This is a genomic window from Fibrella musci (genome assembly GCF_041321105.1).
Classification (GTDB): Bacteria; Bacteroidota; Bacteroidia; order Cytophagales; family Spirosomataceae; genus Fibrella; species Fibrella musci.
In genome coordinates this window covers 510,242-527,025 of record NZ_JBGGWD010000001.1, presented here as the reverse complement: position 1 = coordinate 527,025, position 16,784 = coordinate 510,242, and the positions used below count along the sequence as shown (strand labels likewise).

The window sequence follows — 16,784 nt, the reverse complement described above, 5'->3', positions numbered from 1 at the left end:
AGACAGCTTTCTTATGACTCCTTTCGCCACCCTGATTGACCAGTACAAAGCCATCTTCTTCGATGCGTATGGCGTGCTGAAAAATGCCCACGGGCTGATTCCCGGCATCGACGGCACCATCGATGCGCTCCTTGCCGCCGACAAGCCGTTCTACGTACTGACCAACGACGCATCGCGCAGCCCCGACCAACTCGCTGACTCCTACAAGCGGCTCGGCCTGCCAACCATTACCGCCGACCGGATTGTGTCGTCGGGGATGCTGGCGCGGGAGTACCTGCAACTGAAAGTGAACCATGGCACGGTGGCGTACCTGGGCACCGACACCTCGGCCCACTACATCGAGAATACCGACCTTCACGCTCTGCCCATCCGCGACGTCAACCTCGACGATGCCGCCGATATCACGGCGCTTGTGCTGCTCGACGACGAAGGCTTCGACTGGAATACCGACCTGAACAAAACGATTAACCTGCTGCGGCGGCGCAATATCCCCGTCATTGTAGCCAATACCGACGCGACGTACCCCGTTCGTGGGCAGCAGGTGGCGGTGGCGATCGGGGCAGTGGCCGATATGCTCGAGCGCATTGTGGGTAAGCAGTTTATCCGGTTCGGCAAGCCCGATGCCCAACTCTTTATGTTTGCCTATGACCTGTTGCGCGACGCGGCCAATGGCAAAATGCCCATCAGCAAAAACGAGATTCTGATGGTGGGCGATACCCTCAAAAGCGACATTCTCGGTGGGAATAAATTTGGCTTCGATACGGCGCTTGTGCTGACGGGTAATACCCCCGTTGAAGACGTAGACCTGCGTATCAAGGCCACCGGTATCATTCCTACCTACGTCTGCGAATCGGCGGCGGTGTAGGTACGTTGCCCGGCGGCCGCCAACGTTGCCAATATCGAGATGTATCAGACTGGCCTGCTGTTGTTGCTGGCGCTGGTCTGGTGCGGGCTAAACAGTGGCGCTGGTTTTTGGGCTTTCGCTCGTTACGTTTGGGCTTATGGCGACCGTAGGCCGATTAGACGGCCTGATCAGGCACGAAGAACTGTGCACGGAAGGAGTTGATACCCCGCCATCACGACCCTGACAACGTACCCGGCAAACTCTATCATTTCATATCAGACAATTCCATGAGCGACATCGGACACCTGCACCACCACGAAGAACACCTCGAGAGTTCCGACATGATCTCCGACATTGTCATCGGTATGTCGGACGGCCTGACCGTACCCTTTGCGCTGGCGGCGGGACTGAGTGGAGCCGTGGCTAGCTCGTCGCTGGTCGTGACGGCGGGCATCGCCGAGATTGTGGCCGGGTCGATTGCGATGGGACTGGGCGGCTATCTGGCCGGTCGCACCGAGGCCGACCACTACGAGTCGGAGCGGCGGCGGGAGGTACGTGAGGTCGAAACCGTGCCCGAGCGCGAAAAGCAGGAGGTACGCGATGTATTTGCCGAGATGGGGTTGAGCCCTGCGCTTCAGGATGCGATTACCGATGAGCTGGTGAAAGACAAAACCAGGTGGGTCGATTTCATGATGAAATACGAACTGAACCTCGACGAACCCGACCCGAATCGCGCCACTAAAAGCGCCCTGACCATTGGCCTGTCGTACGTGGTGGGTGGGCTGGTCCCGTTGGTGCCTTATTTCCTAGTCGATGCGCCTCAGGAAGCGCTCTTGTATTCGTGCGTCGTCACACTGATCTGCCTGTTCATCTTCGGGTATTTCAAAAGTAAAGTAACGGGTCAGCCACCCGTTGGTGGGGCCATCAAAGTCATGCTGATCGGGGCGTTGGCCGCCGCTGCCGCCTTTGGCATTGCCCGGCTGGTTGGAGGCGACTAAATAGCGCACGGCTGCTGTGTCTTTAGCGCAGAGAGCCGCTCATTGAACCGAAAGGATTGTTTGTCCGGCTGGAGTTGTGCGTTACCGGTGAGAGTCATGAACGTAATTCGGTAATCGAGAGCGATATATTTTGCTTCGCGTGCCTTTACCCGGTACACCACTGCTGGTTTTCCAGGCGCTCCTTCTTTTGCAAGCTACTCAACAAGCGGCCGTTCCGCTTCAGACCCGACCGCATTATCCGCTCTTAGATGGCCTGCGAGGCGTGGCTGCCATTGCCGTGCTGGTTTTCCATTTCATGGAATTCGCGGAACCCGACTACCCCAAAAACTTTATTGCCCACGGCTATCTGGCGGTCGATTTTTTCTTTTGCCTCTCGGGCTTCGTTATCGGATACGCCTATGACAACAGACTGGAACAGCTCGGCGTGGGTACGTTCCTGAAACTGCGGATCATTCGATTGCAGCCGCTGGTGGTCATTGGTTCCGTGCTCGGACTAATCAGCTTTCTGGTCGACCCGTTCCGAAACTTCTATCAGACTCTGGGCTTCGGCAAAACCGTCTGGATGTTTATCGCGTCCTGCCTGATGATACCTGATCCGGTGCTGCCGCAACGCTACAACAATATCTTCCACCTGAACCCACCTACCTGGTCGCTGCTGTGGGAATACGTAGCCAGTCTGATTTACGCATTGGTGCTGATCAAACTCTCCAACAAAATGGTGTGGCTACTGACGGGCCTGGCGGCGATTGCCTTGTGCTATACGGGCTATGCCTACAAGAACATAGGCGTGGGCTGGAGCGGCGAAACCTTCATTGGGGGCGCGGCGCGCGTAGGCTTTTCCTTCCTGATGGGCTTGTTGATCTACCGGTCTGGCTGGCTGATCCCTACACGGTTGGGCTTTCTTCCCATCGCGATAGCGCTGCTAGTGATGTTTATGGTGCCGTTTCGGGATGGCCTCAACCTGGTGACCGAGCCGCTGGTGGTGATCGTCGGTTTTCCCGTACTGATCGCCATGGGCGCGGCCAGTTCGTTGTCGGCTCGTTGGCAATCGGTTTGCAAGTGGTTGGGCGAGATTTCCTATCCGCTCTACATGGTTCATTACCCGTTTCTCTGGATTCTTCTGAGTTACATGGAGGTACAGAAACCATCGCCAGACCAGCTGAAGGTTATCATGCCACTGATGGGCTTGGGCTTGCTTGTCTTCGCGTATGGCGTACTGATTTACGTGGATGCGCCCGTCCGAACGTACCTGACGAAACGATGGATCACCCCGCTCAAAAAGACGGTTCGTTGAGCGCCGTTCCAATGTTACAACAACGAGCCTATTCCCACGAATTAGCCCGTTATCCGGACCGTGTAAGGGCCAGTGTACCGGATTTTCCCGTCGAGCCGGATGTTACGCACGGTAAAGGGGGCGTCGACGGTGAGGGTATGTCCGGCGTTGACCCGCACGTATTCGCTGGGTAGTGGTTTGCGCCCCACCGACCAAACCGTGCGGTCGGCCCAATTGCCGGTTTTTACGGTTTCGACCATGTTGGAAAACAGCGATACCGTCGGGAAATCGAGTATAGAGGGCGAGGTTTTGAATAACAGCGCATTGGTTTTAGCGATACCTGCCCCAAACCAGTCGTTCAGGATGTCGCTATAAACGCGGCGGAAGTCGATCTGATAGGGAATGTTGCGGCTACCGTCGTTACCCACGATCAGGTTGCTCAAATCGGGGTTGACGCCGATGGTGGGGTGTTTGACCGGCTGCCCAAACACAAACATGGGGGCGGCCATGCCGTGGTCGGTACCTTTTGAGTTGTTGGAGTTGGCCCGCCGCCCAAATTCGGAGAAGGTCATGCCAATAACCTTGTCGGCGATACCCTGTAGCGCCACATCGTCCTGAAACGCTTTGATCCCCGCCGATACTTTTCCTAGCAGGGTCGCGTGTGCACCGATGGTGTTGTCGGTCGCGTCAACCTGCGCCGAGTGAGTATCGAAGCCACTGATCGAGACGAAGTAAATCTTCGTTTTCAGGCCACCGTGAATGAGCCGCGCTACAATTTTGAGTTGATCGGCCAGGCTATTGCTGGTTGGGTACGTTGCCCGGGTCGCCCCCGCGTCGAAGGCGGCTTTGATCTGACCCGCATAGCCCACGGCGAGCGTTTGCTGCTGCCGTATGTGGGCGATTTTATCCCCAGCGTCGCAGCAGGGGAGGTAGTCGGGCGGGGCATTGGTACTGCTGCCGACGAGCGTGTAAAAACTGTTTGGGTCGTTGATGGCTACACCCATCGACTGGATAGGGCCGAGCAGGGTGGTGCTGGTTAAAAACCCGATCTGCAATGCCAGCGGATCTTCCATGGTTGCGCTGGGGTAATTGTCGGGATAACCCGGAAAGCGATCGTCGAGGTAGCGGCCGGCCCAGCCTGTTTCGGCGTACTGGTTGCTCGACACGCCCGTCATCCAGATGTCGGCCGATCGTTGGTGCGACTGATCGGGGTTGGGATAGCCCACTGAGTGCAGGATCGTTAGTCGGCCATCGTTATAGAGGTCGCGTAGGCCGGTCATGGCAGGGTGGAGGCCGGTCGCATCATTGCCAGCCAATGCCAGCACACTGCTCTGCGGAATGGCGATGTTGCTTCGCAGCGAAGAATAGGCCGAATACTGATCGACCGGAATCACCATGTTCAGGCCGTCATTGCCGCCGTTGATGTTGATAATGACCAGTGCGCGGTCGGCAGCGACGGCGTTGGTACCCAGCAGCGAGCGCACCAGTACCGAGTTACGCGCCAAGGCATTGACCCTAAATCCATTGAGCGCCAGTGGCAGCGCCAGGGAGGTAGTCGTAGTCAGAAATTTACGGCGGTTCATAGGGGAGAGCGTGGGGCGTAGGGCATGGGGCTGTCTGTTGGCGCTACCCTGCGCCCCACACCCTACGCGTTTAAACGATATGATACTCGGCTAGCCGGAGCAGGGCTCGCTGAAGGGCCTTGAGGCGGTTGTTGACGGCGTTTTTGGCGTTGGTGATGGCCGAGGCGGTGTAGTTGGCTGGGTACGTTACGGTGCGGCGGTATGTGTTCCATTCAAACTCCCAGCTTGAGCGGGGTAGGCCCTGCATCATAATCGTGTCGATCAGGAAATCTTTTTGCACCTGAATGAGGTCGGTGGCCAGCAGGTTGGTAAGAAAACTGTCGAGTATCTGCACGCAGGTAATGGGCGGCGTGTTGGGAGCCTGCGACGTGCTGGCCGGTATGTCGCCAAAGCTGGGTTGCAGGGCCGTGGCGCGCGCCAGCGGGTTGATGTTCAGCAGCGTGGTTTGGTATACCGTATAGCTATTGGAAAACCGGTCGCTGACGTCGCTACGTACCGCCATCGTGTTGGTGTTGCTCCATAGCTTGGTGTAGCCGGTCTGGTAATAGGCATCATAGCCAAACACGCTGGGCTGGTCGAGCAAATCGAGTTGAAGGTCACGGAGTTTGTTGTAGACATACTCCATCGTTTTCCGGAAATTAATGACGGGCGTTGTCGGGGCGATAGGCAACTCGTAGAACCGGAGCATCCCTATGACGAAATCGGCGGGTGATTTCACCAGTGAGCCGACGTTGGCCGCGTCGAAAAAGACCTGGCTGGTGAGGAGTTTTTCGACAACCGGCTGAATCTGGTAATTGCTGCTAACCAGCAACTGCGCCAGCGGCACAATCACATTGGTCTCGACATCGGTCGTGACGGTGTCGTTGACATACCAGCGGTAGAGTTTCCGGCAAATGTGGCGTGAGGTCTGCGGGTGGTTGAGCAGCATCGTGACCAGATCGGCCAGTTCCAGGTCGCCCGCCGAGGTTCCCGTCCGGCCCGTGATTACCGTGTTGTTATATTTGGCCGAAAAGGTCTTGTTAGTGCTATCGTGCTTGCTACTGGTAAACGTCGTGGCAAAGCTGGTTGCCCCTTCTTTGTAATAATTGCTGTATTTCCAGCCCGTGAGTACGCGGGCCGCGTTGCGCACATCTTCTTCCGTATAATTGGGATTGCCGGCGGCATCGACCGCCCCGACCGTAAACAACTCCTGCAACTCGCGGGCGTAGTTTTCGTTGGCTTTTCCCGCCCCCACCTCGTTTTGGTCGCCATTGAGAAACCGCAACATGGCGGGTTCTTTCGTGACTTTCGTAACCAGTTCGCGAAAGCTACCTAATGCGTTGTCGCGCAGGAGTTTCAGGTACGTCCAGACGAAGCGGTAGTCGTTGGCGATCTCGCGGGTAGCCACAAAATGGTTCTGCCAGAAAAGAGTCAGCTTGTCGAGCAGATTCACCGGGCCGGGCTGAATCATCAGGTTCAGCCACCAGTACTTGATATAGTACCCGTACTTAAAATTATTGGCACCCACAAAGGGCAGGAACTCACCGCTGGGCGTAGCAGGGCCTTGCAGAAAGGGCTGTCCGGCTGTGCTGGCCGTGTCGTCCAGATCGATAGGGGGTGGTGGGGTATAATTGGCGTTGGCTATCAACATCTGAACCGCTTGGATGGCCGTTTGGCCCGTGAAAGCGGTGAGTTCGGCGGGCGTAAAGCCGAAAGTGGCCCGGCGTAGTAGATGAGCGGCGGTCTTGGCCGTGAGCGGTTGCGTATAACGGTCTAAATAGGGCATTCGTGCGCCTTTCGGCTGGGTACGTTGACGGTAGGTAGGCCACACAGGAAGCGGACCGACGGTAGTCAAGATAAACATGAATCAGGCCAGTAAAGACCAACGAAACCGTTTTCTGGAAAAAGGAGCGTGATAGTATAAATTTTTCTAATGATTTAAATACTATAGGTACATATTGTGCTATATAAAAACGTACGAATTAACCCACGAAGGCAACGTTATGAAAACGATTCGTCTACAGCTACTACCAGCATTGGCGCTTCTGTTGCTGGCCTGCTCGAAGCCCGATTCGGTACAACCGGCAACAGCTTTGATGGGTAGCTGGGCAGGGAAAGAAGCGCTTGAGCAGACTGGTGACTGCACCTGGAGCGGTGAGATTGCCATACTGGTTTCGGCTACCTGGGAGGTCACAGGCAACACCGTCAGGGCGACAATTAACCGAAAATACGATCAGCTGGAGGTGCCGGTTACGATGCAGGGTACGTTCATGGCCAATAAACTCAGCCTGACCGAGCGTCGATATGGCGTCTGCAATGGTGTGCCGCGCTCCTACAACAACCGATACGAGGGGGAAATCATCGGGAAAGAACTGGTACTGGTGGCGCTCGACACGATTTGTCCCGTTGAACGGTGTATTTTTAAAAAGACGATGACACTCACCCAACCCTGACAAGCCTGCTAGAAGCCGATCACCAATTGCCGACCGACTTCGCGCTGATCGATGGTGCCGTCGGTCGATTCGAGGTTCGAGAGTGAGACTCCCAACAGCCTGACGCCCTTGGGCAATGGGAGCTGGGTACGTAGCAATTCGTGCGTCAGGTACGTTAGCTGCGCCTCGCTGGCAATGGGTGAACCAAAACTGCGACTACGGGTGATTTGCTGAAAATCGGCAAATTTGATCTTGAGCGTAAGCGTCCGTCCGGTTGTTTTCAGGCGCTGGCAATCCTGCCACAGGTCAGCAATGGGGCCGTCGAGTCCGTCGGTAAGCTCATCCCACTCGAATAGATCGGTGGCGAAGGTCGTTTCGGAGCCGACCGATTTACGTTCCCGGTCGGGCCTCACGGGACGGTCGTCTATGGCGTGGGCAATGGCGTGATAGAAGTGGCCCATCTTGCCGAAATGCCGTACCAAAAAGGCCTCGGTCTGCTGACGGAGGTCGAGGCCGGTTGCGATACCCAACTGGTTCATCTTGCCCGCCGTGGCTGGCCCGATACCATGAAACTGGCCCACGCGCAACGATTCGACAAAAGCTAGCCCGGCTTCAGGCTTGATCACAAACAGGCCGTCGGGTTTCTTATGGTCGGAAGCGAGCTTCGCCAGGAACTTGTTGTAGGAAACCCCTGCCGAAGCGGTCAGGCCGGTAGCTTCCCGAATCTTGGCTTTGATTTCTCGGGCAATCTGGGTGGCAGATGAAATCCCCAACTGATTCTCGGTGACGTCGAGGTAGGCCTCATCGAGTGAGAGGGGTTCGATGAGCGGCGTGTACTCCGCAAAAATGGATCGGATTTGCTGGGAGACTGCTTTGTAAACTTCGAAACGAGGTTTTACAAACAGAAGATCTGGACATTTGCGGCGGGCGGTGCTCGATGGCATGGCCGATCGTACGCCGAAAACCCGGGCTTCGTAGCTCGCCGCCGCCACTACACCTCGTTCCCGCGAACCGCCTACCGCCACGGGCTTACCCCGCAACGCCGGGTTGTCGCGTTGCTCCACCGACGCATAGAACGCGTCCATGTCGATATGGAGGATTTTACGGACGGGCGCGCCTGTCATGCCGGAGTATCGTATAAGACAAATATAGTAGCTGTTTCAATCCAATGACAAACTGAAAAATGAGTTATTTCAATGGATCTTAAGCAGAATGATCGTCAAAATAGAGTCAGATACTCAGTGCCTCATGACGTTTGAAAGGGAAGTGGAGATGGACGTATTTTTACTTTAGTACAGCTATAGTGTAATATATAAATTTTTGCTTGATGCATTAATAATTTCGGTAACATAAATTGGGTAAATAATAGAATGTGGTTATTAATTATTTTCCATTTATTTTTCAATGTATATCTACATAAGTACCTTATTTTCAGATAATTACTTTAAAAGGAAGAATAGCTGACTTGGCAAGTTATTTGCTTGGTGGGTCGGTTTTTTACTATTACTGGCTGCTATTTGTCGTTAATGTGGTCATTTTCTATTTATTAGGCAACCGCGTATTTATACACATACTTATTGCATGGTTATTGTGTGCTCCCAAATGTTCAGTGGTGAGTAACTGTCGGGCGTATCCGGCTGTGTCATCCTTACACATCCATTCTATGCACACACGGTATACAATTGCTTATCGGCTCTGCTCTATCAGACAAATAAGTGTCTGGATGGTATTCCTGCTAACAACTATACACGCAGTTGGGCAGGAAGCGCGAAAGCCACAGCTTAGACAGCCAACTGCAGCGCAGGTAAAACTGGCGCAGCAAACGGTACGAAACCACGCCACTACTTTGGCGTTTGAAACCAACGTATTTGGCGGAGAAGCCAGTTACCTGCTGGCAACGCCTCAAGTCAATCTGGCGTTTATGGCTGACCGGGTCCAGTTTTCGGCGGTGCCATCGACGGAGACCTCCGGTCAGAACCCCGCTGCCATGAGTTGGAGCATGCGCTGGCTGGGAGCTAAGAATAGACAGCGTCCGGAGCCGGTCCATGAACTAGACGATAAAGGAGACTATCGCTTTGTAGACAAGCGCGGTAGCCACCCTATTGGTCGATATGCCGAACTATGGTATACCGATGTGTACGACCAGACAGACCTGCGCTTTTACGGACGGGGGCAAACAGACCTGGAATATGATTTCGTGGTGAAACCTGGCGGGCACCCCAACGCCATTCGACTGGCGATGGGTGGCGTGAGCGACATACAGTTATCGCCAGGGGGCGAATTGATCCTTAGCCTGCCGGTTGGCGATCTGAAAAAAGCCAAACCGTATGCCTATCAGACCATCAGGGGCGAAGAAAAGCCCGTGGCAGTTCGCTATAAACTACAACCCGACCACAGCATTGGCTTCGAAGTTGGTAGTTACGACGTTAGCCAGCCGCTGGTGATCGACCCGGTGGTAATCCTGTGGAGTACATTTATTGGGGGATCGTCCCGCGACTATAATGGTGGCATCTGGGTCGATGATCAGGGTTTTATCTACCTGACAGGGACCACCCGTGCTGGCTCAGGGTTTCCTACGACGCTGGCCAATAGTCTGACGCCCGGCCCGAACTATGCGCGGGTCTTTGTGATGAAACTGAACCCCAACGGTAATCAGATTATCTGGAGCACCATCCTGGATACGCACACGGGCGATTCCAATGGAAATGAATTGAATGTAGCGTTGGTCGTCGGTTCCGACAGCAAGCCCGTGGTGCTCATGCACACCACCACCACCACGGTGGGCGGTACCCCCGGAAACGTGCCCCCTTCCTACACGACATCGGGCGCTCTCCAGCCAGCGTCGGCGGGTCTCCGGGACATCTACCTGGCCAAGCTCTCGGCCGATGGTAGCACCGTGGAGTGGGGGACCTACTTTGGTGGGTCTGGCAATGATGTCGCTGTCTTTGGGGGTTCTGCGCAACCCTTTGGTATCGATAGCAACGATAATATCTACGTTGCCGGCACCACCACCAGCCTTGATTTTCCCATCACTACGGGCGCTTACCAGTCCTATTTCAAGGGTGGGGAAGATCAGTTCATGGCGTCATTCAGCGCCACCGGTTCGCTCCGGTGGAGTACCTATCTGGGTGGTACCGGAAGTGACCGTACGGCGGCGCTGGCGGTTGAGCCTGACGGAACGGCTTACGTGCTGGGAACCTCCGATGCACTTGCCAGCTTCCCCCTGACCCAAAGTAGTGTGCCTACGAGCTATAGCGCGCGCCCGTCCACCGTGACCAAAATGAGCAGCACGGGAGGGGTACTGGCTGCCACTGCCGTCCCCTATGATGTGTTGTCGATGCCGGCACTGTCAAATGCGAGTGGGGTAGGTGTATTTCCTATAGCCATAGATGGCACCGGTATCTATTTTGCGGGCCGGGAACTGTTGGTCAACGCCACCTTGATTCCGTTTACGGGGGCGCTTCCTCCTGGTGCCACGGCTACGTCGAGCGTAGCCCCGTTGATCGCACTGAATAAATCGGATTTGTCGTTCAGGTACGTTCGGGCGGCGGCCAATACCTCCCGGCCGCTGATACCGTCTATTGCAACTGATGGCCGGGGAAGCGTAATGCTACTGGTGCGGGGCCGCAGCGAAATCATGCAGGATAGTCCACAATATATATCCCCCGATGCCTGCATTGGTTCGAATACGCCAACCCCTAACACAACAACCAACCCCACCTACATCGCCACGTTTAACAGCGCGACGGGAGAGACGCAATACGGCAGCTTCGTGAATTTCGTGGGATTGGATAGCTACAATCCCACATCCCGTATTCTGTTGAAGGGCTGCAATTTGTATGTGTATTCGACCGCCGGTTCGAACTCCATCTATTATCCCTGGACACCATCGGCTTTCGACGCCAGTGGTAATGTCATTACAGGCTATACGGGCCCCAAAGCCGACAAGGAGTTGTTGCTGGTCAAATTTGGGCCGGTAAAGCTCAAGCAGAATACGCTCACCTTCACGGGTGGCAGCACAACCTACTGCATCAATTCCGCCGTACCCGCCATTACCGGCAACGACGCATCGCAGAACCTCGATATACCGGCAACGAACCAGGCGCCCCAATGCCCGCCTAAAGTAGCGTATCAGTGGCAGCAGGCTACCAGTGCAGGCGGGCCCTGGACGACGATCCCCGACGCGACCGGTAAAGATTTTGCGCCCACCTGTACGGGTAACAATACGTTTTACCGCCGAATTGCCTACTGCGCAACCAACTGGCTGGGCAGTGTCTGTAAAGACTCGCTGGTGAGCGCGGCCGTACAGGTCAACTGCGGCGGCAACGTGACACACCGGACTACCATCGACTCGAAACCTTATGTACACTGCCCCGGGCAGCCGCTGGCGAAAACGTTTGCCGTAGTGCCGGGCCCCGATGGAGCCAAACCCGTTTATCGATACCGGTGGGAAAAGCCCGACAACACGACTGTAGCCAGTGGCACGATAGCCGCCAACGGTACGTCGCCTATTCCGGCCAATTTCACGCAGGACGGTACCTATTACCTCTACGCCACCGATTCGCGGGGTTGTACCAGTGTAGATACGCTTCAGTTGACCACGCTGAGCTTACCCGCTGCTTCCAACACAACGTTGATTACCTGCGGAGCGCCCACTGTGAAACTAGGACCGTTGGATACGCCCGTCCTGTCAGACGATCATGCGCTGAGTTTCAACTGGAGCCCGGCTACCGGATTAAGTGGAACAAATATTCTAAATCCGACACTTAATACCGCCGTGATTCCGTCAGGCGGATCGGCTACCTATACACTCACTCCCACGCTGGATGGCGTGACCTGCGCGTCGACTTCGGTAGTCGTGGTGAACACACAACCCAGCCCGCTTCCAACGCTTCCCAGCCTGACCGTCTGCCAGGGTGTCAACCTGACGCTGGGCGAGGGCATCACGCAGGACCCCGCCTTCACCTACCAATGGTCGCCCGGCTCCGGCCTTATAATGAGCGATGTGGTTCCAACCACGTTGGCAACGGGTTCGCTGGCTCCCGCCGGCGTTAATACGTACACGTATTACCTGAACGCCTTGCAAGCCAGTTCAGGGTGTTCGCTGACAGCGACTCAAAGCGTAACGGTATATAAGATCGGTAACTATGCCGTAGCGGGTAATTATCCGGTTATTATTTGCCCAACCGACCCGAACAGCACCGCCACCTGGACCTTCGGCACGCCAGCAGAGGCAGGCGTTGGTTATACTTGGTCGGCAGTCGTGTCAGCCACGGCTACCGATGCCGGTACCCCCACTAGCGCCCAGGCTGTTGCCTTACTGAGCAGCTCGACTGCCAGCACCACCACCTTTCTGATTCCGGCGGGAGCAGCGTTCCCTACGGTTGGGAAATCGAAACTGCCTTATACGATCACCTACATTCGCACCAGCTACAACCTGGCTAATCCAGCCTGTAGTCGCACCGATGAAGTGATCATTCAATACGTACCTGGGTGTGGCGACGGGGATGTAACTTACTGCCAGCTGTCGCTGCCGGCAGGTGCAGCGGGCGCGTGTGCAGGCGCCAACACAACGATCGGGCCTGCTCAGGCAGCCAACGGAGTTCGTTATTACTGGGCGCCGCTCACCGGGCTTAGCGATGCCGTAACGGGAGTGCCCCTGAGCGGAACGGGCCCATTCTCTCCCTATGTCAAAGCCAATCCCACTTCGACAACGTCCTACACCTTGACAGGTGTATATCCGGGGGGGCAGGTGTGTACATTGGTTATCAAGGTGTTTGGGGGAGCGTCGTCATTGCCAAATCAGAATTTTCCTCAGAATGCCGTTACCTGCGCCGGACAGCCTGTTACAATTGGCGGGCCAGCCATTCAGGGGTATTCGTACCTGTGGACACCACCGACCGGCCTGTCGAGCACGACGCTTTCGCAGCCAACCTTTACACCCGGTACGTCTGTTTCAGGACAATACATCGTCAAGATAACCGATGAACTAACCACCTGCTTCATTTATGATACGGTCAACGTTACCGTTCGGACAGTAGCCATGCCCATTGGCGAGGGGGGGACCTTCTGCCGGACAACGGGTAAATCGGTGACGCTGGGTACGCCCGGCCCCACGAACCTGACCTATTCGTGGGCGGTTACGGCGGGCACGGCCACCATCGCTAACGCGAACAATAATGTTACAACGGCGACCATTCCGGCTCAGACAACGAACGTTGTATTTCAACTGACCACAACGGATCCGATTACGGGCTGCTCCGATGTGTCCAGCGTGACCTACACCAGTGTGGCCGCACCAACCATCAGCCTGAATACGCCGCTGGTCAGTTGCGTGGGCGGAACGATCAATATCGGTAGAGATGCCAACGATGCTACGCTGACCTACGCCTGGTCATCCGCTTCGGCCGGGAATGGGCTGACGCCGGCTGAAGCCGCTAAACGCAACCCAAAGGTGACACCAACGGGCAGCGGCCCCTGGACATACAGCGTGACGGCTTCTTACGCTGGCGCTTGCCCGACCTCGCAGAGTGTCACGGTTACCGCCGCACCGGTTCCGATCGTCAACACGGTCAGCGGAGCACCCTGTTCGGCCACGGGCGTATTGTTAGCGGTGACCAATACCAGCGCGCTGACGGGGTATACGTACAGCTGGTCGCCGTTTGCCGGGGTGCTGACAGAGCCGCTCGCTCCGTCGTCGACCGGCACCACCAGGAGTAGTATTCAGGTGTATCCGAGCGTGGCCACATCCTACACCCTGACGACCACGGCACCAGGTGGTTGCGTGCAGAAATTTGTTTTCAACGTACCGGCACCTGCCTACACTGCGCAGGCTAACCCAATCAGTATTTGCCTGCCCAGTACCACGAACCCAACCGTTGGGCTTAGCAACACGATTCCAAGCGGTGCCACGGTCTCCTGGACTACGGTAGCAGGTTATACGAACCCCACCACGGGCCGGATTTCCAACAATGCCTCAGCCACGCCAACATTTCTGGTGACCGACAACCCGCCAGAGGGCGTTTATAAGTACCTGATCACAGTGAATTATGGCAGCGGCTGTTCATCCACTGTCGAGCAGGAGATTACGGTCAGCGCCGTGGTGCTGGCAGCAGGCACCGACAAAACCATCTGTGCCAATACCTGCGTCACAATTGGTCCAGCCGTAAACGGACCTTATACCTATAGCTGGAAAACGGCCCCCAATACGGCGGCAGGAGCTGCCATGATTGATACGCCGACCAACTTTCAGACGCAGGTTTGTCCCACAGGCAGCACCATCTATGAACTGACGGCCACTGATCCCGCTTCAGGTTGTTCGGTTTCTGACCAGGTCGTCGTAACGGTGAGCCCTTCGCCCACTCTAGCTGTGAACGAGGCACTTACGGCCTGTCAGAATGCAGCGGGTACGGCAACCGTGAGCCTCGCGTCGGCAGTCGCCCAAAGCTCAGGTACGTTGAGCTACTGGCTCGACCCCAGCGCCCAGAGCATTCCGGTCGCCAACACGGCGGCAGTTGGATCAGGTACGTATTATGTCAGAGCGATGTTGAGCACAGGCTGTACGACCATCCGGCCGGTCTCGGTCGATCTCAGTCCCCTGCCTGCCATAGCGTTGGGTACGCCCGCCTGTCGGCCCAACAGCACGTTCACCGTACACTTCACGGTGAGTCCATCCAACGCAATTGTTACGGCTAACCTGGGTACAGTTCAGGGCGACAGTGTTATTAACGTACCTGCCGGTCAAACCCTGACCCTCACGGCCAGTCTGAGCGGCTGTGTGTCGTCGACAACCGTAGCAGCTCCGAATTGTTGTTCCATCGCGCCAGCCCTCACGTCGGCAACCATCTGCCGGGGGCAATCGGCTACATTGACGGCCACGGGCGGCACCAGCTATACCTTCACGGGTGGGATTGTGAACACCACAGGTACGTTAGTGGTGAGCCCTGCCAGCACAACTACCTATTCGGTAACGGTGGCCAATGCCAGTGGGTGCACAAGCACCACGACCGCTACGGTGACGGTCAACCAGGCACCCACGGTGTCGGCTACCTCTGCCACGGTTTGTCAGGGGCAATCAGGTACGTTGACGGCCACTGGAGCCAGCACCTACCGCTGGAGTACGGGAGCCACCACGGCGAGCATCTCGGTGAGTGTGGCCGGTACGTATTCGGTAACGGGTACGTCCTCAGCAGGCTGTTCGGCCACGGCTACCGCTTCATTGAGTGTCAATCCGCTACCAGTGGCCACGCTGACCCCAGCCACAGTATGTCCTGGCCAGTCGGCTACCTTGACCGCTACAGGAGGTACGAGTTATACCTTCACGGGTGGGGTTGTTAATACGTCGGGCGTGTTTGTAGCGAATCCCGCATCGACGACCACGTATTCGGTAACGGTAGCTAATGCCTCGGGCTGTGTGAGCACCACCTCCGCCACGGTGACGGTAGCCAACAATTTGACAGCTACGTTGTCGTCAGCGACCATCTGCGCGGGCCAGTCAGCCACCCTGACGGCCAGTGGTGGTACCTCCTACACCTTCACGGGTGGTATCACCAATACCACCGGTCGGTTGGTGGTGAGCCCGGCCACGACCACGACTTATTCGGTCACCGCAGCCAGTGGCGCGGGCTGCTCGGCCACGGCCACCGGTACGGTGAGTGTCAACCCGCTCCCCGTAGCCACGTTAACATCCGCCAGTATCTGCGTGGGCCAGTCTGCCACACTCAGCGCCACGGGCGGCACCAGCTATACCTTCACGGGGGGCACGGTCAACACCACGGGGCAACTGACTGTGAATCCGGCCACGACCACGACTTACTCGGTGACCGTGGCGAATGCCTCGGGCTGTGTGAGCACCACCACGGCTACACTAACGGTCAACCCATTACCAGTCGCTACGCTATCTTCGGCCACGATCTGCGTGGGTCAGTCGGCTACATTGACGGCCACGGGCGGCACTAGCTATACCTTCACGGGTGGGATTGTGAACACCACAGGTACGTTGGTAGTGAGCCCCACCGCGACGTCGACCTATTCGGTAACGGTGGCCAATGCCAGTGGGTGCATAAGCACCACGACCGCTACGGTGACGGTCAACCAGGCACCCACGGTGTCGGCGAGCTCAGCCACGGTCTGCCAGGGGCAATCAGGTACGTTAACCGCTGGCGGAGCCGCTACCTACATGTGGAGTACGGGAGCTACCACGGCGAGCATCTCGGTGAGTGTAGCCGGTACGTATTCGGTAACGGGTACGTCCTCGGCAGGCTGTTCGGCCACGGCCACCGCTGCGTTGACCCTCAACCCCTTGCCTTCTCTGGCCGTTACCGCCGTACCGGCTACCTGTCTGGGAGCTACCCCCAATGCCGACGCCAGCCTGGTGCTGGTGAGTAGTGCCAACGCCAGCCGCTATAACCTCAGCCTGGGCAGCGTCTTCAACCCCAGCCAGACGCTGTTGGCTAGCAATCAGCCCTTGCCGGGGGTAGGGGAGGCCTTGTTGAGCGGGCAAGCCAACCCCAGTCAGCCAGACGGGCAACGCTATACGGTTCGGGTCTATGGGGCGTCGGGCTGTGTGAGCGATGTGGTGGCAGTGCTACCGACTGCCTTCTGTGAGTGCCCGCCCAACCGTTGTGTTCCCATCCTGATCAAGAAGATCGTGCGGCCTTAGTGCGCCGTCTGGTT

At 56.6% G+C, this 16,784-nt stretch carries 8 protein-coding genes; 5 read left to right on the top strand and 3 right to left on the bottom strand.

The features are described 5' to 3' along the window. The first annotated feature begins 13 nt into the window (after window positions 1-13). The 3 genes from ACAW74_RS02080 (at window position 14) to ACAW74_RS02070 (ending at window position 3,136) form a co-directional block, all read left to right on the top strand. Window positions 14-865, top strand: coding sequence for a TIGR01459 family HAD-type hydrolase (locus tag ACAW74_RS02080; RefSeq protein WP_370696528.1), 852 nt, complete (start codon window positions 14-16; stop codon window positions 863-865). A 266-nt stretch (window positions 866-1,131) separates the two neighbouring features. Continuing rightward, entirely contained in the window at window positions 1,132-1,842 is a 711-nt protein-coding gene (locus tag ACAW74_RS02075; protein ID WP_370696527.1) for a VIT1/CCC1 transporter family protein, read from the top strand. A 187-nt stretch (window positions 1,843-2,029) separates the two neighbouring features. Then, the gene (locus ACAW74_RS02070; RefSeq protein ID WP_370696526.1) at window positions 2,030-3,136 is read left to right on the top strand and encodes an acyltransferase family protein; all 1,107 of its coding nucleotides are present in this window, start codon (window positions 2,030-2,032) and stop codon (window positions 3,134-3,136) included. 41 nt (window positions 3,137-3,177) lie between these two features. Here the strand turns inward: ACAW74_RS02070 and ACAW74_RS02065 are convergent, their stop codons facing one another. After that, window positions 3,178-4,698 carry a DUF1501 domain-containing protein gene (locus ACAW74_RS02065; protein WP_370696525.1) on the bottom strand — a complete coding sequence of 507 codons (1,521 nt, stop codon included), beginning with the start codon at window positions 4,696-4,698 and terminating at the stop codon, window positions 3,178-3,180. A 70-nt stretch (window positions 4,699-4,768) separates the two neighbouring features. Further along, entirely contained in the window at window positions 4,769-6,463 is a 1,695-nt protein-coding gene (locus ACAW74_RS02060; protein ID WP_370697214.1) for a DUF1800 domain-containing protein, read from the bottom strand. A 217-nt stretch (window positions 6,464-6,680) separates the two neighbouring features. On the opposite strand from ACAW74_RS02060, the gene ACAW74_RS02055 reads away from it, so the two are divergent. Beyond that, window positions 6,681-7,130, top strand: coding sequence for a hypothetical protein (locus ACAW74_RS02055; RefSeq protein WP_370696524.1), 450 nt, complete (start codon window positions 6,681-6,683; stop codon window positions 7,128-7,130). 8 nt (window positions 7,131-7,138) lie between these two features. Here the strand turns inward: ACAW74_RS02055 and dinB are convergent, their stop codons facing one another. After that, window positions 7,139-8,233, bottom strand: coding sequence for a DNA polymerase IV (gene dinB, locus ACAW74_RS02050; protein ID WP_370696523.1), 1,095 nt, complete (start codon window positions 8,231-8,233; stop codon window positions 7,139-7,141). A gap of 722 nt (window positions 8,234-8,955) precedes the next feature. Between dinB and ACAW74_RS02045 the strand changes: the two genes are divergently transcribed. Then, window positions 8,956-16,770: a DUF7948 domain-containing protein gene (locus tag ACAW74_RS02045; protein WP_370696522.1), complete on the top strand. Its 7,815-nt coding sequence runs from the start codon at window positions 8,956-8,958 to the stop codon at window positions 16,768-16,770. Window positions 16,771-16,784 lie beyond the last annotated feature (14 nt).